The sequence below is a fragment of the Mesorhizobium sp. M0037 genome, from assembly GCF_040323635.1.
Classification (GTDB): domain Bacteria; phylum Pseudomonadota; class Alphaproteobacteria; order Rhizobiales; family Rhizobiaceae; genus Mesorhizobium.
Genome location: NZ_JAMYVB010000008.1, coordinates 145,264 through 166,134, shown reverse-complemented (window position 1 = coordinate 166,134; position 20,871 = coordinate 145,264). Strand labels below are relative to the sequence as shown.

Here is a 20,871-nt window from a genome sequence, read left to right as displayed (position 1 = left end):
AAGCCTGATCTGTGCACAACTAGGGACATTACGCTTTCATAGGGGTCCGGCGTGGACCAGCTTGTCAATCTGCCAAAGACGGAATCGGATTCCGCCATCGAGGCGGCGCTTGGGCTTGACCAGAGTGGTGTGCGCAAGACGCGCCGCCGGGGCTGGCTTTACGCGCTGCTGGCGCTGATCGCACTTGCCGCCGGGTTGGCTGGCTACCAGTGGTTTGCCGGCTCCCCGGCCAAGATCGACTACACCACCACGCCGGCTACCATTGCCGACCTCACCGTCGCGGTTTCGGCGACCGGCACGCTGCAGCCCCTCACCCAGGTCGACATTTCAAGCGAGCTGTCCGGTATCATCCGCTCGGTCTCGGCCGAAGAGAACCAGCAGGTCAAGAAGGGCGACGTGCTGGGGACGCTCGACACGGTGAAACTCGAGGTCCAGATCGAACGCGCCGAAGCCTCGGCCAAGGCCGCTGCCGCCAATGTCGAGGACGCCACGGTAACCCTGAAGGAGAACGAAAGCGCCCTCACCCGCGCGGCCGAACTGACCAGGCGTGGCATGGCGACCGATCAGTCGCTCGAGGCGGCGACTGCCACGCGCGACCGCTCCAAGGCGGCGCTCGATAGTGCGCAGGCCAATCTCGCCATCGCCCAGGCCGATCTCAAGGCGCAGCAGACCGACCTTGCCAAGAGCACCATCTATGCGCCGATCGACGGCATCGTCTTGACGCGTTCCGTCGACCCCGGCCAGACGGTCGCCTCCTCGCTGCAGGCGCCGGTTCTGTTCATCATCGCCGCCGATTTGAGGAACATGGAATTGGTGGCGGCGGTCGACGAGGCCGATATCGGCGCGGTCAAACCAGGCCAGCATGCACGCTTCACCGTCGATGCCTTTCCCGAGCGGCCGTTCGACGCCGAGATCCGCGACATCTCCTACGCCTCGGTCACCACCGACGGCGTCGTCACCTACAATGCACGGTTGGAAGTCAACAATAACGAGCTTTTGCTGCGGCCCGGCATGACCGCCACGGTTTCGGTCGTCACCAGGCAGGCCAAGAGCGTGCTCACCGTGCCTTCAACAGCGTTTCGCTATCGGCCATCGGCACCTGCTGCCCGCGCGTGGAGCCTCAGCGATCTGTTCACCGGCCGCATGGGCCGTGGCGGCAACCGCCGCCAGCCGGTGAAGGCGCCCACCGACGGCTCACGCACGCTCTATGTGCTGGAGAACGGCCGGCCGCACCCGGTCAACGTGAAGATCGGCTCCACCGACGGCGAACTGACCGAGATCACCTCCGGGCTGGATGCAGGTGCAGAGGTTATCACGACCTCGCAGCTGCGGAGCTGACGCCATGGCCGCGGGCCTCATCGGTTTCGACACGGTCTGGAAGAGCTATGGCCAGGGCGAAGCCAAGGTCCATGCGCTGGCCGGCGTCGACCTCGCCATCCAGCGTGGCGAATTCGTCGCCATCATGGGCCCGTCCGGTTCGGGCAAATCGACCGCGATGAACATCATCGGTTGCCTCGACACGCCGACGGCCGGAACCTACTCCTTCATGGGCATCGACGCCGGGCGGCTCGACCGCATCCGCCGGGCGCTTCTGCGCAATCTCTATATCGGCTTCGTCTTCCAGGGTTACAATCTGTTGCCGCGCACCACGGCGGCGGAAAATGTCGAGCTGCCGCTGATCTATCGCGGCGCGCCGGCCCGCGAGCGCCGCGATCTTGCCATGCAGGCGCTGGCGGAGGTCGGCCTGGTCGGGCGCGAACACCACACGCCGGCCGAACTCTCCGGCGGCCAGCAGCAGCGCGTGGCGATCGCGCGCGCCATCGTCACCAGGCCTACGCTGCTCGTCGCCGACGAGCCGACCGGCAATCTCGACACCGCCCGCACGCATGAGATCATGGAGTTGTTGACGCGGCTGAACCGGGAGCTCGGCTTGACCATCGCCATGGTCACCCACGAGGCCGATGTCGCCGATTATGCCGAGCGCACCATCCGCTTCCTCGACGGCCACGTCGCGTCCGACACGGCCAAGTCGGAGTTGGCGTCATGATCTGGGAAACCGTCCGCCTCTCTCTGCGCTCCATCCGCCGCAATGTGCTGCGCTCGTTCCTGACGCTGCTCGGCATCGTCATCGGTGTCGCCGCCGTCATCGCCATGCTGACCATCGGTTCGGGCACCACGGCCAAGGTCAAGTCGGACATCGCCAAGCTCGGCTCGAACCTGCTCGTCGTCCGTTCCGGCCGCCCGGCAGGCACCGGCGGACCAGGCGGGCTCGACCAGGCGGTACGGCCTCTGGCCGACAAGGATGTAGCCGCCCTCGTAGCCCACCTGACCGGAGCGCGCGCCATTGCGCCGGCGTCGCAGAAACAAGTCCGCGTCATTTTCGGCACCGAGAGCCTGACCTCGGGCGTCACCGGCACCGACAGCGCCTATCTCGACGCCCGCGACTGGAAGCTGGTGTCGGGCCGCCCGTTCTCGGATTCGGAAACACGCTCCGGCACCGGCGTCTGCCTGATCGGCGAAACGGTGCGCCAGCAATTCTTCGGCGCCGGCGAACCCGAGGGCGAGATCATCCGCGTCAACCGCACCTCGTGCAAGATCATCGGCCTGCTCGAACCCAAGGGCTATACCGGCTTCGGCCAGGACCAGGACAATGTCGTCTTGATGCCGCTTGCCGCCTATCAGCGCCGCATCGCCGGCAACCGCGACATCGACAACATCTACGTCGCCGCCGACGACCGCACCCCGACCACCGAATTGCAGCCGCGAGTCGAGGACATTTTGCGCGACACCCGCCGCATCACGCCGGACCGCGAAGACGATTTCTCGATCCGCGACATGACCCAGATCGCCGACGCCATGGCCAGCGCCACCACCACCATGACCGGCATGCTGGGCGCCGTCGCGGGCGTCAGCCTGCTGGTCGGCGGCATCGGGATCATGAACATCATGCTGGTCTCGGTCACTGAGCGCACCCGCGAGATCGGCATCAGGCTCGCCATCGGCGCGCATGAAAAGCACATCCTCATCCAGTTCCTGGTCGAGGCGACGGTGCTGTCGCTGCTCGGCGGCATTATCGGTATCCTGATCGGCCTGGCGCTGGCCGGCCTCGCCTCGGCAACGCTGGCCATACCGTTTGCGCCGAGCCCGGCGGTCATCCTGCTCGCCGTCGGTTTTTCGGCGCTGATCGGCATGGTGTTCGGCTTCTTCCCGGCGCTGCGCGGCGCCAGGCTCGACCCGATCGACGCGCTGCGCCACGAATAAGCGCCAGATCAGCTCCACCGCAACCAACCGCTATCCACAAGGATGGGTGCTTGTCGACATCGGCAATACTTGTTGTCGTCCGGTCTGCGATGCTAATTTTAGAGCAAAGCATCTGGTCAAGGAGTGGCAATGAGCAAGAAGGCGCGGCTGATTCTGACGATGGTGATCATCGAAGGCGCCCTTGCAGGACTTTGGTGGTATCTCGCCCGCTACGGCATGGCCAATCCCGATCGTGTCACCGCCGATTTTCAAGCAGTCGTCGGCCAGACGATGGGCATGGTCATGGGTGGATTGCTGGGCATCGGCGTTATCCTGTTCCTCGTCGCCGCCCGCAACGACCGCAAGGCGGCGCAGAACAATCCGCGCCGTTAGCCCCCGCCACCGCCAAAATGCCACTCGACCAGCGGCTTCATATGCGGTGCCAGCCCTTCCGGCAGGTCGGCGGCGTGGCGGATGATCACCGGCCCCTCGATCTCCGGCTCGGTCTCGGTCGCGACGAAGGCGCCGATGCGCCGCGCAATCTCGTCGGCCGGCGCATCGACGTGGTAGCGGCGGAAGAGGACCGTGCCGGTCGAAGTCGACAGCGCATGGTAGCGCTTGCCGCGCGCAGCGCCTGTCAGGTCAAGCCCGGTCTCCTCGCGCACTTCACGGATCATGTTGAAATCGACATCGACGCGGCCATCGCGAAAATCGATCGGCTCGAACGAGCCGGCAGCGAAGTAGACACTGCCGGCCGGGACCGTGTGCGCGCCCATGCGGATCGCCACCAGGGCGTTGTCGCCGGCGACCAGCATGGCGTGACCATAGGCATGCTCGGCGCCCGTCCCCTGCCGGTTCTTTCGCCACAGCAGGAAGGTAGAGTACTTCACCGCGTGACAACGCCCGACGATCCGGTTGTCGCGCCAGGCGAGCGCTGAGAGCAGCACCACCGTGCCGTCGAACAGCGCCGGATTGGCCGTAACCTCGCGCCGCCAGTTGTCAGTGATCGCCTGCGCGTTGTCGCGCTCGAACGGATGCGGGCCGGGGTCGAGCCGGACGTCGATTTCGTCGACGGGCAGGATGACGTTGCGCGGCAGGTCGAAGCTCACCGTGCTCAAGCCATGTCCAGGGTAATTGCGACGGGACAATGGTCCGACGCCTTCGGCCGGTCCCAGCCGGCGCGCGGAAAGCGCTCCACCGCCTGTCCCGCCGGAAAGATGGTGCGCCAGGGCTGGCCGTTGCGGATGATGTCGGGAACCGCCGTCGCATTCTTCGCCGCCAGCCCTTTCGACAGCAGGATGTAGTCGAGCTGGCACAGATGCCGCTCCTTCGGCCCGCGCGTGTGGTAGAAACTCCAGCGGTCCATCTCCGGCCGCCGCTCGACGACATTCTCGCAAAAGCCGCCGGCGGTGAGCACATCGATACAGGACTGGCTCTCGTCGATCACCTGGAAGCGGTAGCCGTCGATAGCGTCGCCCTCGATCTTCACCCGCTGGCGGTAGTCGTTCATGTCGCCGCAGATCGCCCAGTTTTTATCGGCTGCGTGCTCTTTGCCGAAGCGCTCCTCGATGATGCGGCGCACGGCTTGCGCCTCGGCGATGCGCACCGGCATCGTCGCCTCGCGGCCGTCGAGCCCATTGCGCGGCGAGCCCATCGATTTGAAATGGACGAGGTAAAGCGTCAGCGGCACGCCGCCGACCTTGATGTCGACCTCCAGGCAATCGCGCCGGAAGATGCGTTCATTGGCCAGGTTGCCGAGCGCCTCGAGTTCAGGCGTGTGCAATCCGAACTGCTCGAACGTGACATAGGCATGGCTGGTCATGCGCACGAATTCGATCGGCTGACCTTGCGCTGTCTCGTTGCGCATCATCAGGGCAACGTCGATGCCGCGCGAATCATTGCCGGCGGTGGTGTATTTCTGCCGGTAACCCTCGCCCACCATCTTGAAGAGATAGCCATACTCGAACGCCTTCAGCGCCTCGATGTTGTCAACCTCCTGCATGCAGATGATGTCGGCGCGGGTGGCGGCGATGGCGAGCGCGGTCAACTGGCGCGTATCGTCGGACTGCGCGATGGCGCGCGCCTGCTCCAGCATCCGGTATTCGGCTTCGCTCTGGATGTCGAAAAGCGCCAGCGTGCGGTCTTCGTTGAGCTGGTTGCGGAAGCCCGAGAAATCGAACCTGTTCATCAGGTTTTCGACATTGAAAGTGGCGAGGCGCAGCGACATGGGCTGACCTTTGCCTGCAAGCGCCCATGAAAACAAGGGCTGCTCGTCATGGCGGATGGAACCTTTCCGTTCATCCTCCGTTCAGACGCAAAGGTCCATCAATAGGCCACTTCCCTGGGGTATCCGGGCGTGGGGCCTGTATCACTTGGAGAGTGCAATGAGCTCGCTCTTTTCGTCCACCGTCAAATCCGGGCTGTTAGCGCTCGGTCTTTTTTCGGGTCTCACGGCGCCATCCGCCGCGGGCCCGATCCTGCAGCCAAACCTGGCGGTGCCGACAAGCACCGCATTGTCTGACATCACACCGGTTCGCGACAGCTGGGCTGGCGGCAATGACCGCCGCTCCTTCAACGATTGGCAGTGGCGCCGCCACGACGGCCGTCGCTTTGCCCGGTCAGGCAACTGGAACAACGGCAACTGGAATGGCGGCAACTGGAACGGCGGCGACAACTGGCGCTGGCGCCATCACCGTCACCATCGCGGCCGTGATTTTGACACCGGCGCCGCAGCAGTTCTCGGCCTCGGCCTGGGTCTCGGCCTCGGCAGCATCTACAACAACGGCTACTACAATAACGGCTATTACAATGACGGCTACTACGTGCAGCCGGCGCCCCGCCGCTATTACCGCACGCAGCGTCTGTCCAGCGCCCATGTCCAGTGGTGCTACGACCGCTATCGGTCCTACCGGGCCTGGGACAACACGTTCCAGCCCTATGGTGGCCCGCGCCAGCAATGCTGGTCGCCCTACAGCTGAACTATAAACGACAATACACGACGGCGCCGCCCCATCGCGGCGCCGTTTTCATTTGGGAAAGACGGCTGGTCTCGGTCACCGCTAACCATATGTTTATCGGCTCAGCCTATCCGTGATATCGTGCCCCATCTGACGATCGCGCCGATCCGGTCGCGAAGGACGTGCCGTCATGGCCGACAACGAATTGCGAAACAAACACCGGCAGCGCGTGCTGAAAGGCGCGACGATTCTGACCGGCCTCACCAATTCCGAGGTCAAGTGCACGGTGCGCAACATGCATGCCGGCGGCGCCGAGCTGAAAGTGTCTATTGACGCGCGCGTGCCGGACGAGTTCCTGCTCTATGTGCCGGTCGACGGCATCGGCTACAAGGCCATCGTGCGCTGGCGCCGCGACGACCGCATCGGCGTAGAGTTCACCGGCACCGAGCCGAAGCCGCATTGGCACTATGGCTGAGCGTCCTGATCGATAAACCGGCATGAAAGAGCCGGCGGATCGCTCCGCCGGCTCTTTGCTCCCAATCCTGACGACTGCGGGTTAGTTCTTGGCCTTGTCGACCAGCTTGTTCTTGGAAATCCAGGGCATCATGGCGCGCAGCTTGGCGCCGACTTCCTCGATCTGGTGGCTGTCATTGTTGCGGCGGATGCCCTTGAAGCGCGACATGCCGGCGCGGTATTCCTGCATCCACTCCGAGGTGAATTTTCCGGTCTGGATGTCTTTCAGCACGCGCTTCATCTCGGCCTTGGTCTCGGCGGTAATGATGCGCGGGCCTGAGACATATTCACCCCATTCGGCGGTGTTCGAGATCGAGTAGTTCATGTTGGCGATGCCCCCTTCATAGATCAGGTCGACGATCAGCTTGACCTCGTGCAGGCACTCGAAATAGGCCATTTCGGGCGCATAGCCGGCTTCCACCAGCGTCTCAAAACCGGCGCGGATCAGTTCGACCAGGCCGCCGCAGAGCACGACCTGCTCGCCGAACAGATCGGTCTCGCATTCCTCGCGGAAATTGGTCTCGATGATGCCCGAACGGCCGCCGCCGACGCCGCAGGCGTAGGACAGAGCAAGATCGAGCGCGTTGCCGGAAGCATCCTGGTTGACGGCGACCAGGCACGGCACGCCGCCGCCCTTCTGGTATTCGCCGCGCACCGTGTGGCCGGGGCCTTTCGGCGCGATCATGACGACATCGACGGTCGACTTCGGCTCGATGAGGCCGAAATGCACGTTGAGGCCGTGCGCGAAGGCAATCGCGGCGCCGTCACGTATGTTTGGCGCGATTTCGTTTTTGTAGATGTCGGCCTGCAATTCGTCAGGCGTCGCCATCATCATCAAATCGGCCCATTTGGCAGCGTCCGCCACGCTCATCACCTTGAGCCCGTCGGCCTCGACCTTCTTGGCCGTCGCCGATCCCGCCTTGAGGCCGATGGCGATTTCCTTGGCGCCCGAATCCTTGAGGTTGAGCGCATGCGCCCGGCCTTGGCTGCCATAGCCGATGATGGCGACCTTCTTGCCCTTGATCAGATTGAGATCGGCGTCGCGATCGTAATAGACACGCATCTTTTGCTTCCTTCCCGTAGAGATTAGAGGCCTTGCGGCCCGGTTTTTGCTCCATAAAGAGCGAGAAACTGCTGCGTTGCCCGGACGGCATCGCCGCCGATCGCCGCTTCAGTCAATTCCAGCCTGTCGCCGAGCAGGAGACGGATCTGCACGTCGCGGGCGACCAGCCCGAAAAAGGTCCGGAACGCCATTTCGGCATCCGTAAAGTCGAGCAGCCCGGCATGCTTGCCGGCAAGCAGCACCGGCTTCAGGCGTCTGGCCAGCGCGAAACGGCCATTCTCCAGCACGATGGCGCCGAGATCGTCCTTTCCGGATCCGGCATGGCCGACCGCGACGCGGTTCAGCGCGATCGAGGTATCGCTCGAAATCACCTTTAGCCAGTCCGAGGCGAAGCCTTCCAGGCTTGCCGTCAGCGAGGCAAGATCGAGCCGCTCACCGTCGACCGGCACCACGCGCACTTTCGATGCCTGCCACTGCACGGTCGCCGTCAGCAGTCCGTCGCGGTCGCCGAACCATTTGTAGAGCGTTTCCTTGGAGCAGCTGGCGCGGCGCGCCACCGCCGTCATGGTCAGATTGTCGCCCTCCTCGACCAGCAGCCGCAAAGCCGCGTCCAGGACGACCTTTTGCCGCTCTGTCAGCACTTCGCTGGTATCGATCTCGGCCCTTGCCTGCAACAATTTCCTGCCCATTCGATGAGGTCGCCGGGCCGCCTCAAACTGCGTACCGTACGTTACGGTTCGGCATATTGCGCAATCCTATGCTCGACGCAAGGGGTCAGGTAGAAAAATCGTCGACGTGAGAGCCGCCGAGCAACCACGAGATTCTGACGGATCAATCATCGGCGGGCGGATGGCGCAGCTCTCCAAGCAGGCTCGCCAGTATCTTCAGCTCCTCCGCGGAGAGTTTTGCGCCGACCAATTCCGCTATCGACCGTCCATAGACAGCCCACATCCGTCGCCGCGTCTGACGGCCCTTGGCCGAGATGCGGATGGTCTGGCCGCGGCCGTCATCGGCAGCCCTGAGCTTCTCGACCAGTCCGTCTGCCTCGAGGCGCGCCAGAAGCCGCGAGATGTTATACTGCGCAAACAGTGTGCGCTCGGTCAGCTGGAATGGCCGCAGCCCGCCCTCACCCGCCTCGGCGAGTTCATGCAGCACGTCATACCAGTCGAGCGGCGGCAAGCCGCTAGTCTTCAAAGCCTCTTCCGCCATTTCGATGAGCTGGCGCGAAACCCGCATTAGGCGGGCCCAGGCCTTGACGGCTTCCGGCGAAGGCGTGGTTGTTTTGGTCATGACCCATCCTAGGCGGTAGATGCAGTTGCATCAAGCTTGACGGTCAATGCACTTGCATCTATATGCATGCAACTGCATCGATCCGGGAAAGATCCATGAAACACGAAATTTGCAAAGTCGCCGACGTCCCACAGACGGGCAGCCTGATCGCACCGTTCTTCGGCCGCGAGGTCCATGTCTGGCGCAGCGGCGAGCGTGTCCGTGCCGCCGCCAATGTCTGCCTGCATTTCGGCGGGCCGCTCGACTGCAAGGACGGCAAGCTGGTCTGCCAATGGCACGGTGCCGCCTTCGATATGGAAAGCGGCGATCGGCTTGAAGGTCCGGCGCCAAAAGCGTCGCGACTGATGTTCCTGTCGACGCGCGTCGACGACGGCGCGTTGAACTATGTCTGGGGAGAGTGACATGCCTGAGAAGAATGAAATGCCTGGCAAGCTCATTCTCGTCAGCCATCATCTGTGCCCCTATGTGCAGCGCGCGGCTATCTCGCTGGCCGAGAAAGGCGTGCCGTTTGAGCGTGTCACCATCGACCTCGCCAACAAGCCGGACTGGTTCAAGGCGATTTCGCCGCTGGGCAAGGTGCCGCTGCTGATCCTCCAGGCAAATGGCGAGGAGACGGTGATCTTCGAATCCGCCGTCATTCTCGAATTCCTCGAGGAGACGCAAGCCAATCCTCTGCATCCGGCCGACGCCTACGCCCGTGCCCGGCATCGCGCCTGGATCGAGTTCGGCTCGGCGACATTGAACACCATCGGCCGGTTCTACTCGGCATCGACGGAGGCCGCCTTCCTGGCGGAATCCGCAGCGCTGTCAGCCATGTTCGATCGTGTCGAGAACGAATTGGCCGACCAGGCCGGACCGTGGTTCAGCGGCCAGCGCTTTTGCCTCGTCGACGCCGTCTACGGCCCGGTCTTCCGCTATCTCGACGCCTTCGACCGGATCGGCAATTTCGGCCTGCTGGACGGGAAGCTGCGGGTCCAGGCCTGGCGCAAGGCGTTGAGCGAACGCGCCTCGATCAAGGGTGCCGTGGCGCCGGACTATCCGCAGCGGCTGCGTCTATTCCTGCGTGCGAGAAATTCGTTTCTCTCGACCCTGATCCCGCCGGATGATCTGGCCAGTGCACCTCCTCTAGCCCGATCCGCCTGAACGGATCGATCAGCGTGCCGGCCACCATCGAGGCAAGCACGCTTGGCACTGGCGGGATTTTGGCGATGGTTGCCACCAGCCTGTCGCGGAAGAAGGGCAGCATCGTGCCGTCCGACTGGTAGAACGGCGTCAGCGCCAGCGACAGCAGCTGGAAGATTCGGACATGCCATCGCCGCGCCCGGGCGTAGCTTTCCAGCGCTGCCTCGACGTTGCCCGTTTGTGCCAAGGCATGGCTGAGTGCTGCCGCGTCGAGCAGCGCCATGTTGGCGCCTTGCCCGAGCTGCGGGCTGGTCGAATGCGCGGCATCGCCGATGACGGCCAGCCTGCGGCCGGCCGGCAGCTTCATCGTGTGGTGGCCGTAGCGCGCCAGCGACAGCTGGTCGAAGCTGTCGATCTGGCTGGTGAACGCCTCGCACTGTGGCCACAGCGAGACCAGTCTCGCCTTCCAGGCGTCGAGCCCTGCCGCGCGCACGTTTTCGGCATCCGCCGGCTTCAGGCTCCAGAAGAACGCCGCCATCTTTTCCGCGCCCGGTTCCGGTCGGCCGATCGGCAGGACGCCGATCATCACGCTGGCCTTGTCGTAGCGCTGCAGCAGCGCATTTTCGTCGAAGCCTTGGCGCCAGCCGAGCGAGGCCCAGAACGCGCCGTAAGTGAGCTGCCGCGGCTCGGCCGGATCGTTGAGGCACCGGCGCAGCTTCGAACGCGAGCCGCTGGCGTCGACGACGAGGTCGAACGGCCCTGCCCTGCGGCCCCCCACCGTTCGGCTCTTGTCGAAGATCAGGCTTGCCCGCTCACCGACGTCCAGCGCCTCGATCTCGACACCGGTTTCGATGGCGATGCCTTGGCACTGCGCGGCGCGGAACAACACGTTGAACAGCGCCGCCCGGTGCACCGCCAGCCCGAAGCGGCCGCCAGGCTGCGCGTCGTAGCGCACGGCGAGCACGGTGCGGCCGGTCGAGGCATCGGCGCCATGCAGACGCTCGATGCGGCTGCCGAGCGCCAGAATGTCGTCGAGCAGGCCGAGATCGGCAACCACGCTCAGCCCGGTCGGCTGCAGGATCAGTCCGGAGCCGACGGGCTTGGGCTCCTCGAAACGTTCGAAGATGGTGACGTTATGGCCCGCACGCTTGAGAAAGAGCGCGGTGGCGAGCCCCGCCGGGCCGGCGCCCGCAATCGCGATGTCTAGAGATTTTTCCATTGCGCCCAACCACTGGCGGGACAATCCTTCAGCGCCATTGTCAAATCAAGCCATTGCTGCATGGACCAAAATATCAGCCACCGGCGTCGAAGGCAGCGCGCGCCTTGCGCACCGCACCATGGTTGAGTTCGGCCCACAGGATCAGTTGATGCAAGGCGCCGAACATCGAACGGCCGAGATCGGTCAGGCTGTATTCGACGCTTGGCGGCTTGGTCGGGAACACTTCGCGATGAACAAAGCCGTCGCGCTGCAGATCGTGGAGCGTCTGGGTCAGCATGCGCTGCGAGATGTCGGGCACCAGGCGCCGCAACTCGCCGAAACGATAGGGCTGCTCGGCGAGCGCCGCCATCAGCAGCGAACTCCATTTGCCGTTCACACCCTGCATCACGTCGCGAACCGGGCAATCGGCAATGTTTGCGCCATCGCTGGTGGCTTTGAATATATTGAGCTTGGTTCTCAGATTGACGACCTTGCCGTCCATGGCTGCTGGTTCCCTGGCGGTGCCTACCTCCCTAAAAACTGCCTTCTTTACGGTGGCCGGTCAATTCTTATTTTAGTGCTGGTCTCTTTTTGAGACTGTCAGAAGCACCCGCCACCCGGCGCAATTTCAGGATCCCCCATGACCGCAACCCTTCTCGTCACCGGCGCTTCCGGCCAGCTTGGCCGCGGCGTCATCAACCACCTGCTGGACACATTAAAGGTCCCCGCAAACCGCATCATCGCCACCACCCGTACACCCGCCAACCTTGCCGATCTGGCGGCGCGCGGCGTCGTCGTCAGAGCCGCTGACTTCAACGACCCGCAATCGCTTGCCGAGGCCTTCGCGGGAGCCGACCGGGCACTCGTCATCTCGACCAACGAACTTGAGGTACAGGGGAAGCGGCGCGAGCAGCAGCTTGCGGCGGTGACCGCGGCCAAACAGGCTGGCGTCGGCCACCTGCTGTACACCTCGATGCCCAACCCCGAGCCTGGTTCGCCGGTTGTTTTCGCGCCCGACCACTACGACACCGAACAGGCGATCAAGGCGAGCGGCATCCCCTACACGATCTTCCGCAATGGCTGGTATAACGAGAACCTGTTCATGGCGTTGCCGCAGGTTCTGGCATCGGGTCAGTGGTACACCTCCGCCGGCGACGGCGCCATTTCCTACGGCACGCGCGACGATTTCGCGGCGGCGATCGCAGCGGGGCTCGCCTCGGACAGCAGCGAAAGCGCGACTTACACGCTGACCGGCCCCAGTGCGTATACGGCTGCCGAAGTGGCGGCGTTGGTCACCGAAGTCACCAGCAAGCCGATCCAGGTCATCCAGCTTTCCGACGAAGCCCTGACCGAGGGAATGAAGTCGGCCGGCCTGCCTGAACCCTTCGCAAAGGTGCTGGTGTCGTTCGACGCTGCCGCCCGCGCAGGTGACCTCGGCATGGTGACCGACGCGGTCGAAAAACTCTCCGGCCGAAAGTCGGTGCCGCTGAAGCAGTTTCTGGAGACGAACAAGGCTGCACTGGCCGGCTGAAAGCTGCCGTTGCGGGACGCCGAGCCCTTACGATTCGGCCTCCCGCACAATTACTTACGTCGCTTGACCAGTCCCAGCCGGATCAGGCTTTCGCCCGTGGCAATCAAAGCATCTTCGCGCGAGCGTGGCGCCCAGCCGAGCACGCGCACCGCCTTGGCGTTGGTGGCGTTCTTGATCTTGCCCAGTTCCGTTGCGAGCTGTGCCGCTTCCGGATTGAACAGCCCGATGATGCGCACCAGCCAATCGGGAAACTCCCGCGTCGAGACGCGCGACGCCGCCGGCCCGAGCCGCGTCTTCAGGGTCTGCGCGATCTCGCGCACCGTCATGAAATCGCCGGCGACAGCGAGGAACCGTTCGCCCTTGGCGGCGGGGTGGGTCATGGCGCGAACATGCAGATCCGCCACGTCGCGCGCGTCGACGACGCCGAAGGACAGGCGCGGCAGCCCAGGCACGGCGCAGTTCAGCATGCGCTGGACAAATTCGGTCGAGGTCGAATGGTCGGCGCCGAGCACCGGTCCAAAGATGCCAACGGGATTGACGACCGCAAGTTCCAGCGCGCCGCCCTGCTCGGCGATGAAATCCCAGGCCGCGCGCTCGGCGAGCGTCTTGGACTTCACATAGGCGCTGACCTTGCCTGCCGGATCGGTCCAGTTTTCCTCGTTGAAAGGCTGCCCATCCGCGCGCATCTTGCCATAGCCGACGGCCGCGAAGGATGAGGTGAGCACGACGCGCCTGACCCCGGTATCCCGCGCCGCCCGCAGCACGCGCAACGCGCCCTCGCGTGCCGGAAGGATCAGGTCATCCTCATGCGTGGGCACGCCGGGCGGAAAAGGTGATGCGACATGCAGCACGTAATCGCAGCCGGCCACCGCCGCCGGCCAGCCTGCGTCGGCCATCAGATCGGCATGGGCGAATGAAAGGGCGTCACCGGGCTCCGTGCCACCTGCCTTGAGCATGGCGAGCACATCGGCTTCGCGCCTGGCCGATCGCACGGAGGTGCGGACGCGGTAGCCGGCCTTCAACAGTTCGAGGATGCAGTGAGCGCCGAGGAAGCCGGACCCGCCGGTGACCAGCACCAATTCGCCGCTCATATTAGCCTCCTCGACGATTTATCCGTTCGAGACCCTCAGATCGCCACCTGCGTGCCGATCTCGACCACACGTCCGGTCGGGATCTGGAAATACTCCGTCGCATCGGCCGCCGAGCGGGCGAGCCCGATGAACAGCTTGTCCTGCCACACCGGCATGCCGGAATTGGGCGATGCCTTGAGCGAGCGCCGCGACAGGAAGAACGACGTCGTCATGATGTCGAACTTCCAGCCCTGCTTGCGGCAGATCGCCAGCGCGCGCGGAATGTTGGGCTGCTCCATATAGCCGAAGGTCAGCGTCACCCGCATGAACAACTCGTTGACTGTCTCCATCTTGACCCGCTCGCTGTCGGGCACCAGCGGCTGCGGTGCGGTGACCACCGACAGAATGACGTTCTGCTCGTGCAGCACCTTGTAGTGCTTCAGGCTGTGCATCAGCGCTGTCGGCGCGCTTTGCGGATCGCTGGTCAGGAACACGGCGGTGCCGGACACCAGCTGCGGCTTCTTCTTCAACAGATTGCCGGCGAGGAAATCGAGCGGGATTTCGTTGCGCCGGGTCTTGTCGAACAGATAGCGGCTGCCGCGCACCCAGGTCCACATCGCCAGAACGATGGTGAAGGCCACCGCAAGCGACGCCCAGCCGCCCTCGAACACCTTGACGATGTTGGAGGCAAAGAAGCCGATGTCGATGAACGCGAACACCGCCGTCATCGCCACCGCCACCCACAGCCGCCATTTCCAGATGCGTGTCATGACGACGAACAGCAGCACCGTCGTCACCAACATGTTGCCGGTCACCGAGATGCCATAGGCGGAGGCGAGCTTGCTCGATTCGCCGAAACCGACGACCAGCAACATCACCGCCAAAGCCAGCAAAACATTGACGCGCGGCATGTAGATCTGGCCCGACTGCCGTTCCGACGTGTGCAGGATTTCGAGGCGCGGCAGCATATTGAGCTGCACCGCCTGCCTGGTCAGCGAGAAGGCGCCCGATATGACCGCCTGGCTGGCGATGACCGTCGCCGCGGTTGCCAATACCACCATCGGGATCAGCGTCCAGCCTTCGTTCATCTCGAAGAATGGATGGCCGACGTGACCGTTCTTCGCCAGCACGAAAGCGCCCTGCCCGGCATAGTTGAGCAGCAGGCAGGGAAACACGATGGCCAGCCAGGCGAGCACGATGGGCTTGCGGCCGAAATGGCCGAGATCGGCATAAAGCGCTTCGGCGCCGGTGACGGCGAGGAAGATGGCGCCGATGGTGACGAAGGCGACATCGGGCGAATTGATCAGGAAGGCGACGATGTAGTGCGGGCTGACCGCCCACAGGATTTCGGGATCGGCGATGATGTGGTTCAAGCCCGAAAGACCGATAGCCAGGAACCAGACCGCCGTGATCGGGCCAAAGATCAGCGCCACACCGCCGGTCCCGAAGCGCTGCACCGAAAACAGGATCGCCAGGATGACCAGCGTCAGCGGCACGACGTAGGGCTGGAAGGTCGGGGTAACGACATTCATGCCTTCAACCGCCGAAAGCACCGAGATTGCCGGCGTGATGACGGCGTCACCGAAGAACAATGACGCGCCGACAATACCGATGGCCAGGATGATCGCCGAGCGGGTCGGGAAACTGCCGCGCGCCAGCGCCATCAGCGACAGCACGCCGCCCTCGCCTCGGTTGTCGGCTCTGAGCACGAACATGATGTATTTGATGGTGACGATAATCGTCAACGACCAGATGATCAGCGACAGCACGCCCAGAATATCGCCGCGCTCGGCGATTTCGCCGCCGGAGGACGCAACAAGCGCTTCCCGGAAGGCGTAGATCGGGCTGGTGCCGATGTCGCCATAGACCACACCGAGCGCGCCCAGCATCAGAACTTTGGTGCTGTGCTGTTCGATTTCGGGATGGCTCGATTGTTCGACGGGTTCTGCCTCAATACCAGCATTGGTAAGGGCCATGGACGACACTCCGATAAGCGCGCGGTGCTCTACGCTTGCTGCGATGCAATATCAAGTGCCGTGACGGTAGGGCTACCATGTTCCCAGCGCAGGGCTTGCCCCGCAATGACCGGTGCGTGGCGTCAAAGGCTGCCGGAAACCTCAGATCGCCACCTGCGTGCCGATCTCGACCACACGTCCGGTCGGGATCTGGAAATACTCCGTCGCATCGGCCGCCGAGCGGGCGAGCCCGATGAACAGCTTGTCCTGCCACACCGGCATGCCGGAATTGGGCGATGCCTTGAGCGAGCGCCGCGACAGGAAGAACGAAGTCGTCATGATGTCGAACTTCCAGCCCTGCTTGCGGCAGATCGCCAGCGCGCGCGGAATGTTGGGCTGCTCCATATAGCCGAAGGTCAGCGTCACCCGCATGAACAACTCGTTGACTGTCTCCATCTTGACCCGTTCGCTGTCGGGCACCAGCGGCTGCGGTGCGGTGACCACCGACAGAATGACGTTCTGCTCGTGCAGCACCTTGTAGTGCTTCAGGCTGTGCATCAGCGCTGTCGGCGCGCTTTGCGGATCGCTGGTCAGGAACACGGCGGTGCCGGACACCAGCTGCGGCTTCTTCTTCAACAGATTGCCGGCGAGGAAATCGAGCGGGATTTCGTTGCGCCGGGTCTTGTCGAACAGATAGCGGCTGCCGCGTATCCAGGTGGTCATGATCAGCCCCATGAGGCAGGCAACGGATATTGACACCCATCCGCCTTCCACGATCTTGACGACATTCGCGAGGAAGAAACCCATGTCGATGGTGCCGAACAGCAGCGCCAATGCCAGGGCGAGCCCAAGCTGCCATTTCCACAAATTGCGCATGACAACGAACAGCAGAATGGTTGTCATCAGCATCTCGCCGGTTACCGAAATTCCGTAAGCGGAAGCCAGCGAACTCGAGCTGCCGAAGCCGACAACCAGCAGCATCACTCCCAGGGCGATGAGCAGGTTGACGCGCGGCATATAAATCTGGCCGCTCTGCATTTCGGACGTGTGCTGCACCTCGATGCGGGGCAGCAGGTTGAGTTGCACTGCCTGACGTGCCAGCGAAAAAGCACCCGAGATCACCGCCTGACTGGCGATCACGGTGGCGGCCGTTGCCAAGCCGACCATTGGCATCAGCGCCCAATCCGGCAACATCTCGAAGAATGGATTGGTCGGCCTGCCGCCATTCGCCAATACAAAGGCGCCCTGGCCGAAGTAGTTGAGCAGCAGGCAAGGAAACACCACGGAAAACCACGCGAGCACGATCGGCTTGCGCCCGAAATGTCCAAGGTCGACATAAAGCGCCTCGGCCCCCGTTACCGCCAGGAACACTGCACCAACGGTCACGAAAGCGGCGGTCGGCGTGCCGGCTAAGTAGGCGATCGCATAATACGGGTTGATCGCCAACAGCACCGAAGGATCATCCATCAGGTGGTAGAGCCCGGAAACGCCGATGGCCAGGAACCATAGCGCCGTCACCGGCCCGAATACTGCCGCCACCTTCCCCGTGCCGAAGCGCTGCACGGAGAACAGAAATGCCAGGATGACCAAGGTGATCGGAACGACATAGGCCTCCAGCGTCGGTGTCACCACTTCCAGGCCCTCAACTGCCGACAGCACGGAAATGGCCGGAGTTATGATAGCGTCTCCGAAAAAAAGCGACGCCCCGCAAAGTCCGATGCCGAGGATAAGCTTGGCGCCTTTTGGATAGGCGCTGCGCGCCAGCGCCATCAGGGACAGCGTGCCGCCCTCGCCCTTGTTGTCGGCGCGAAGCACGAAAGCGACGTATTTTATGGTGACGATAATCGTCAGCGCCCAGACGATCAGCGACAGCACGCCCAGGACATCTATACGCGTGTCGGTACCAGGCGAAGCGTGAAGCGCCTCGCGGAAGGCATAGATCGGGCTGGTGCCGATATCGCCATAGACGACGCCAAGCGCGCCCAGCATCAGAACTTTGGTGCTGTGCTGTTCAGTGTGGGAGTGGTTCGGTTGTTCGACGGGTTCAGCCTCGCTACCGATGCTGGAAAGAGCCATCGACTACTCCCCGATATCGTGCGGTGCGCCTTGCTTGCTGTCATGCGATATCACCTTCGACACGAGCCTTCCACCGCTACCAACCGCAAGCCTTCAGAAACCGCCCCACCGTGCCGGCCATGCCATACTCCAATGCATCGGCTGTCAACCCGTGTCCGATAGACACTTCGGCCAATGCCGGAATGCGCTTTGCCAATGCCGGAAGGTTGTTCACCACCAGATCGTGCCCGGCATTGACCTGGAGCCCGGCGGCGAGTGCGGCATCCGCGGTTTTTCCCAATCTTTCCAGCTCCTTCCGCGCCTTGGCGGAATCGGAATGGTAGCTGCCGTAGGGCCCGGTATAGAGCTCGATGCGGTCGGCGCCGGTGTCGCGCGCGGCATTGACGCCGGTGGGATCCGGATCGGAAAACAGCGACACGCGGAAGCCCCCTTTTTTCAGACGCTTGACGATCGGGATAAGGAACGCCGCCTCCGCGGCAAAGTTCCAGCCATGGTCCGATGTCGCCTGCGCCGGATCGTCGGGCACCAGCGTCACCTGCTCCGGCTGGTGCCTTTCCACAAGCGCCAGAAAATCCTCGGTCGGGTAGCCCTCGATGTTGAATTCCGCCTTGGGAAACTCGTCGTCGATCAGCGCCCGGATCTCCGGCAGGTCGGAATGCCTGGTGTGGCGCTCGTCGGGCCGCGGATGAACCGTCAGCCCGTGCGCGCCGGCCGCCAGCGCCAGGCGGCCGAGCCCGGTGACGCTCGGCCACGGCAGGTCGCGGCGGTTGCGCAGCATGGCGATGGCGTTGAGATTGACCGAGAGTTTCGCGGGCATGGCGTGAGGTCCGGCTGTTTGTGCAGCGCATCTATACTGCCTTTGATGGGAACAGACAGGGGCTTTCGGGTGTTCCAGTGATGACATCTGCTCGCAAGGGGGAACCCAGCCAATGAATTTTCTCCAATCCGTGCCCGCGATCCGCCGCCTCGAAACCGACCGTGAGGACCTTTTCGCCATAGACGTCGTCGGCCATGTATCGGCCGCCGACGGCGAAAATCTGTTCGGATTGCTGGAGGCTGCCTACGCGCTGCACCCGAGGATCGACGTCTTGGTGCGGCTGGTCGACCATGAGGGCGTCGACTGGATCGATATGGACGACGAGACGCTGAAACAAGGTACGGTTCATGCGCTAGAGCATATCGCCCGGTGCGCGACGATCGGTGAGCCCGACTGGATAGCGGATGCGCGGAACTTCCTTCCGGCTTCGCCACCCATCGAGTTCAGGCACTTCGCGGCCGAGGATGAAGCGGATGCCTGGCAATGGCTGGGTGCGACGCCACTCAGCCCTGCTGCGCCGGCTGCTACCTGACGCCGGCTATCTAACGCCAGTTATCTAACGCCGGTTATCTAACAATCGTCAGCCGCTCTGCCGCCCGCGTGATGGCGGTATAAAGCCAGCGCTGGCGGGTTTCCTTGAATGCCCAGCTCTCGTCGAACAGAACGACGTCGTTCCACTGCGAACCCTGCGCCTTGTGCACAGTCAGCGCGTAGCCGTAGTCGAAATGGTCAAAGCGCTTCTTCTGCTGCCAGGGGATATCGGCGTCCGGATCCTCGAAAGCCGACTTGAGCAGCTTGATCTTGGCGACGCCGCGGTCGGGATCGTCCTCCTCGGGCGAGACCAGAAGGTTGATGCCCGGCTTCACCGTCTCGCGCGACGAGGTCATTACCTTCCACAGCGAACCGTTGAGCAGGCCCTTGGCGGGGTCGTTGCGCAGGCAGACCAGCTTGTCGCCGGCCTGCGGATAATCGGCATTGAACCCCTTCAGCTCGCGCAGGCGCTGATTGTAGCGGCGGCGTGTGCGGTTGGTGCCGACCAACACCTGGTCCGCCTTCAGCACCAGCTCCTGGGTGACGTCCTCCTTGCCGATGACCTGCGCGGTGCCGTAGTCGCCGCGCATGAACTCGCGGCCCTCGCGCACGTCGAGCGCCAGCTGGATGATCGGATTGTCGCGCGCCTGGCGGTGGATTTCGGTCAAGAGCACATCCGGCTCATGCTCGGTGAAGAAGCCGCCGCCCGAGATCGGCGGCAGCTGCGCCGGATCGCCAAGCACCAGGATCGGCGTGCCAAAACTCAGAAGGTCGCGGCCAAGCTGCTCGTCGACCATCGAGCATTCGTCGATGACCACCAGCTTCGCCCGTGAAATAGGACTTTGCCGGTTGAGCGAGAAGGTCGGCGACATCGAGGTCTTGCCGGTCACCTCGTCCGACACCGATTCCTCGCCCTTCGGCCGGTAGATCAACGAATGGATGGTGCGGGCATTGACCGCGCCCTTGGAACGCAGCACCTGCGCCGCCTTGCCGGTGAAGGCGGCGAACTGCACCTGCCCATCGACATGCTCGGCAAAATAGCGCGCCAGCGTGGTCTTACCGGTGCCGGCATAGCCGAACAGCCGGAAGACCTGCGGCCGGCCCTCTTTCAGCCAGCGCGCCACCGCTTTCAGAGCCTCGTCCTGTTGGGGGGAGAATTCCATCGGTTCGACAGACCGGATTCGCAAGGGAAAGACAAGGCCGCCACCATCAATGCCGGAGGCGCTCAGGCTAACAGCGCCGAAACCGAACGTAAAGGGAACAAGCATTGAGAACGGAGGGCAATCGCTTCAGATAATGACAAACCGCCAGCGCTGCCCCTCATTGCCCTGCCGGGCATTTCTCCCCGTATACTGACCGGGAGAAAAAGGCTGGCCGCAGCCTCGGCGCCATCATGAGATGCTTGAGATTGGCGAAACCATGGACGCGAGCGACCCCTCTCCCCGTCGTACGGGGAGAGGATGCCGGCAGGCAGGTGAGGGGCGGCGCAAACATCGCGAGGACTTCAT

The 20,871-nt window shown here is 63.5% G+C and carries 21 protein-coding genes and 1 pseudogene; 10 read left to right on the top strand and 12 right to left on the bottom strand.

Annotated elements, in window-relative coordinates; genetic code table 11:
• Positions 1-51: 51 nt before the first annotated feature.
• From NKJ78_RS14795 to NKJ78_RS14780, 4 genes are all read left to right on the top strand, one after another.
• The gene (locus tag NKJ78_RS14795) at positions 52-1,338 is read left to right on the top strand and encodes an efflux RND transporter periplasmic adaptor subunit (RefSeq protein WP_023685175.1); all 1,287 of its coding nucleotides are present in this window, start codon (positions 52-54) and stop codon (positions 1,336-1,338) included.
• Positions 1,339-1,342: 4 nt separating this feature from the next.
• Entirely contained in the window at positions 1,343-2,047 is a 705-nt protein-coding gene (locus NKJ78_RS14790; protein ID WP_352562492.1) for an ABC transporter ATP-binding protein, read from the top strand.
• Positions 2,044-3,261: an ABC transporter permease gene (locus tag NKJ78_RS14785; protein ID WP_023685173.1), complete on the top strand. Its 1,218-nt coding sequence runs from the start codon at positions 2,044-2,046 to the stop codon at positions 3,259-3,261. Before NKJ78_RS14790 ends, NKJ78_RS14785 begins: the two co-directional genes overlap by 4 nt.
• Positions 3,262-3,390: 129 nt before the next feature.
• Complete coding sequence (locus NKJ78_RS14780) at positions 3,391-3,633, top strand: hypothetical protein (RefSeq protein ID WP_023690325.1); 243 nt, start codon at positions 3,391-3,393, stop codon at positions 3,631-3,633.
• On the opposite strand, the gene NKJ78_RS14775 is transcribed toward NKJ78_RS14780, so the two are convergent.
• Together NKJ78_RS14775 and NKJ78_RS14770 are read right to left on the bottom strand one after the other, a co-directional pair.
• Positions 3,630-4,349, bottom strand: coding sequence for an NUDIX hydrolase (locus NKJ78_RS14775; protein ID WP_023668380.1), 720 nt, complete (start codon positions 4,347-4,349; stop codon positions 3,630-3,632). The two genes, NKJ78_RS14780 and NKJ78_RS14775, sit on opposite strands and share 4 nt — an antisense overlap.
• Positions 4,350-4,354: 5 nt before the next feature.
• Positions 4,355-5,467, bottom strand: coding sequence for an endonuclease/exonuclease/phosphatase family protein (locus NKJ78_RS14770; RefSeq protein ID WP_023706152.1), 1,113 nt, complete (start codon positions 5,465-5,467; stop codon positions 4,355-4,357).
• Positions 5,468-5,624: 157 nt separating this feature from the next.
• On the opposite strand from NKJ78_RS14770, the gene NKJ78_RS14765 reads away from it, so the two are divergent.
• Complete coding sequence (locus NKJ78_RS14765) at positions 5,625-6,218, top strand: BA14K family protein (RefSeq protein ID WP_352460273.1); 594 nt, start codon at positions 5,625-5,627, stop codon at positions 6,216-6,218.
• A gap of 169 nt (positions 6,219-6,387) precedes the next feature.
• Positions 6,388-6,672 carry a PilZ domain-containing protein gene (locus tag NKJ78_RS14760; protein WP_023685169.1) on the top strand — a complete coding sequence of 95 codons (285 nt, stop codon included), beginning with the start codon at positions 6,388-6,390 and terminating at the stop codon, positions 6,670-6,672.
• 81 nt (positions 6,673-6,753) lie between these two features.
• Here the strand turns inward: NKJ78_RS14760 and ilvC are convergent, their stop codons facing one another.
• The 3 genes from ilvC to NKJ78_RS14745 form a co-directional block, all read right to left on the bottom strand.
• Positions 6,754-7,773, bottom strand: a complete 1,020-nt coding sequence (gene ilvC / locus NKJ78_RS14755) for a ketol-acid reductoisomerase (protein ID WP_013531065.1) — start codon at positions 7,771-7,773, stop codon at positions 6,754-6,756.
• Between the two features lie 23 nt (positions 7,774-7,796).
• On the bottom strand, positions 7,797-8,462 hold the full coding sequence (locus NKJ78_RS14750; RefSeq protein ID WP_245260243.1) for a TetR/AcrR family transcriptional regulator: 666 nt from the start codon (positions 8,460-8,462) through the stop codon (positions 7,797-7,799).
• Positions 8,463-8,604: 142 nt separating this feature from the next.
• Positions 8,605-9,063, bottom strand: a complete 459-nt coding sequence (locus NKJ78_RS14745; protein ID WP_023741655.1) for a MarR family winged helix-turn-helix transcriptional regulator — start codon at positions 9,061-9,063, stop codon at positions 8,605-8,607.
• Between the two features lie 95 nt (positions 9,064-9,158).
• Between NKJ78_RS14745 and NKJ78_RS14740 the strand changes: the two genes are divergently transcribed.
• Together NKJ78_RS14740 and NKJ78_RS14735 are read left to right on the top strand one after the other, a co-directional pair.
• Positions 9,159-9,464: a Rieske (2Fe-2S) protein gene (locus NKJ78_RS14740; protein ID WP_023731256.1), complete on the top strand. Its 306-nt coding sequence runs from the start codon at positions 9,159-9,161 to the stop codon at positions 9,462-9,464.
• Position 9,465: 1 nt separating this feature from the next.
• Positions 9,466-10,182: pseudogene (locus NKJ78_RS14735) on the top strand (glutathione S-transferase family protein); the annotation flags it as partial.
• On the opposite strand, the gene NKJ78_RS14730 reads toward NKJ78_RS14735, so the two are convergent.
• Complete coding sequence (locus NKJ78_RS14730) at positions 10,076-11,404, bottom strand: FAD-dependent oxidoreductase (RefSeq protein WP_245270887.1); 1,329 nt, start codon at positions 11,402-11,404, stop codon at positions 10,076-10,078. The pseudogene NKJ78_RS14735 and the gene NKJ78_RS14730 sit on opposite strands and share 107 nt — an antisense overlap.
• Positions 11,405-11,477: 73 nt before the next feature.
• On the bottom strand, positions 11,478-11,885 hold the full coding sequence (locus tag NKJ78_RS14725) for a winged helix-turn-helix transcriptional regulator (protein ID WP_023690335.1): 408 nt from the start codon (positions 11,883-11,885) through the stop codon (positions 11,478-11,480).
• Positions 11,886-12,023: 138 nt separating this feature from the next.
• Here NKJ78_RS14725 and NKJ78_RS14720 point away from each other — a divergent pair, with 138 nt between their 5' ends.
• Positions 12,024-12,914, top strand: coding sequence for an SDR family oxidoreductase (locus tag NKJ78_RS14720; protein WP_023741658.1), 891 nt, complete (start codon positions 12,024-12,026; stop codon positions 12,912-12,914).
• A 50-nt stretch (positions 12,915-12,964) separates the two neighbouring features.
• Here the strand turns inward: NKJ78_RS14720 and NKJ78_RS14715 are convergent, their stop codons facing one another.
• The 4 genes from NKJ78_RS14715 to NKJ78_RS14700 all read right to left on the bottom strand — a co-directional run bounded on the left by NKJ78_RS14715 (position 12,965) and on the right by NKJ78_RS14700 (position 18,832).
• Positions 12,965-14,005 (bottom strand): SDR family oxidoreductase, encoded by a 1,041-nt coding sequence (locus NKJ78_RS14715; RefSeq protein WP_023741659.1) that lies wholly within the window; start codon positions 14,003-14,005, stop codon positions 12,965-12,967.
• 35 nt (positions 14,006-14,040) lie between these two features.
• Positions 14,041-15,960 carry a potassium transporter Kup gene (locus tag NKJ78_RS14710; RefSeq protein WP_286442487.1) on the bottom strand — a complete coding sequence of 640 codons (1,920 nt, stop codon included), beginning with the start codon at positions 15,958-15,960 and terminating at the stop codon, positions 14,041-14,043.
• A 141-nt stretch (positions 15,961-16,101) separates the two neighbouring features.
• Positions 16,102-18,015, bottom strand: coding sequence for a potassium transporter Kup (locus tag NKJ78_RS14705; RefSeq protein WP_023823130.1), 1,914 nt, complete (start codon positions 18,013-18,015; stop codon positions 16,102-16,104).
• Between the two features lie 76 nt (positions 18,016-18,091).
• Positions 18,092-18,832: a pyridoxine 5'-phosphate synthase gene (locus NKJ78_RS14700; protein WP_023690926.1), complete on the bottom strand. Its 741-nt coding sequence runs from the start codon at positions 18,830-18,832 to the stop codon at positions 18,092-18,094.
• A 112-nt stretch (positions 18,833-18,944) separates the two neighbouring features.
• Here NKJ78_RS14700 and NKJ78_RS14695 point away from each other — a divergent pair, with 112 nt between their 5' ends.
• Positions 18,945-19,364, top strand: coding sequence for a SpoIIAA family protein (locus NKJ78_RS14695; protein WP_023682069.1), 420 nt, complete (start codon positions 18,945-18,947; stop codon positions 19,362-19,364).
• A 34-nt stretch (positions 19,365-19,398) separates the two neighbouring features.
• Here the strand turns inward: NKJ78_RS14695 and NKJ78_RS14690 are convergent, their stop codons facing one another.
• Positions 19,399-20,526 (bottom strand): ATP-dependent DNA helicase, encoded by a 1,128-nt coding sequence (locus NKJ78_RS14690; RefSeq protein WP_352562491.1) that lies wholly within the window; start codon positions 20,524-20,526, stop codon positions 19,399-19,401.
• Positions 20,527-20,871: the final 345 nt, after the last annotated feature.

Coding starts and splice junctions, on each gene's coding strand:
- NKJ78_RS14790 (WP_352562492.1), top strand. CDS start 1,343: ATGGCCGCGGGCCTCATCGGTTTCGACACGGTCTGGAAGAGCTATGGC.
- NKJ78_RS14785 (WP_023685173.1), top strand. CDS start 2,044: ATGATCTGGGAAACCGTCCGCCTCTCTCTGCGCTCCATCCGCCGCAAT.
- NKJ78_RS14780 (WP_023690325.1), top strand. CDS start 3,391: ATGAGCAAGAAGGCGCGGCTGATTCTGACGATGGTGATCATCGAAGGC.
- NKJ78_RS14770 (WP_023706152.1), bottom strand. CDS start 5,467: ATGTCGCTGCGCCTCGCCACTTTCAATGTCGAAAACCTGATGAACAGG.
- NKJ78_RS14765 (WP_352460273.1), top strand. CDS start 5,625: ATGAGCTCGCTCTTTTCGTCCACCGTCAAATCCGGGCTGTTAGCGCTC.
- NKJ78_RS14760 (WP_023685169.1), top strand. CDS start 6,388: ATGGCCGACAACGAATTGCGAAACAAACACCGGCAGCGCGTGCTGAAA.
- ilvC (WP_013531065.1), bottom strand. CDS start 7,773: ATGCGTGTCTATTACGATCGCGACGCCGATCTCAATCTGATCAAGGGC.
- NKJ78_RS14750 (WP_245260243.1), bottom strand. CDS start 8,462: ATGGGCAGGAAATTGTTGCAGGCAAGGGCCGAGATCGATACCAGCGAA.
- NKJ78_RS14745 (WP_023741655.1), bottom strand. CDS start 9,063: ATGACCAAAACAACCACGCCTTCGCCGGAAGCCGTCAAGGCCTGGGCC.
- NKJ78_RS14740 (WP_023731256.1), top strand. CDS start 9,159: ATGAAACACGAAATTTGCAAAGTCGCCGACGTCCCACAGACGGGCAGC.
- NKJ78_RS14730 (WP_245270887.1), bottom strand. CDS start 11,404: ATGGAAAAATCTCTAGACATCGCGATTGCGGGCGCCGGCCCGGCGGGG.
- NKJ78_RS14725 (WP_023690335.1), bottom strand. CDS start 11,885: ATGGACGGCAAGGTCGTCAATCTGAGAACCAAGCTCAATATATTCAAA.
- NKJ78_RS14720 (WP_023741658.1), top strand. CDS start 12,024: ATGACCGCAACCCTTCTCGTCACCGGCGCTTCCGGCCAGCTTGGCCGC.
- NKJ78_RS14715 (WP_023741659.1), bottom strand. CDS start 14,005: ATGAGCGGCGAATTGGTGCTGGTCACCGGCGGGTCCGGCTTCCTCGGC.
- NKJ78_RS14710 (WP_286442487.1), bottom strand. CDS start 15,960: ATGGCCCTTACCAATGCTGGTATTGAGGCAGAACCCGTCGAACAATCG.
- NKJ78_RS14705 (WP_023823130.1), bottom strand. CDS start 18,015: ATGGCTCTTTCCAGCATCGGTAGCGAGGCTGAACCCGTCGAACAACCG.
- NKJ78_RS14700 (WP_023690926.1), bottom strand. CDS start 18,832: ATGCCCGCGAAACTCTCGGTCAATCTCAACGCCATCGCCATGCTGCGC.
- NKJ78_RS14695 (WP_023682069.1), top strand. CDS start 18,945: ATGAATTTTCTCCAATCCGTGCCCGCGATCCGCCGCCTCGAAACCGAC.
- NKJ78_RS14690 (WP_352562491.1), bottom strand. CDS start 20,526: ATGGAATTCTCCCCCCAACAGGACGAGGCTCTGAAAGCGGTGGCGCGC.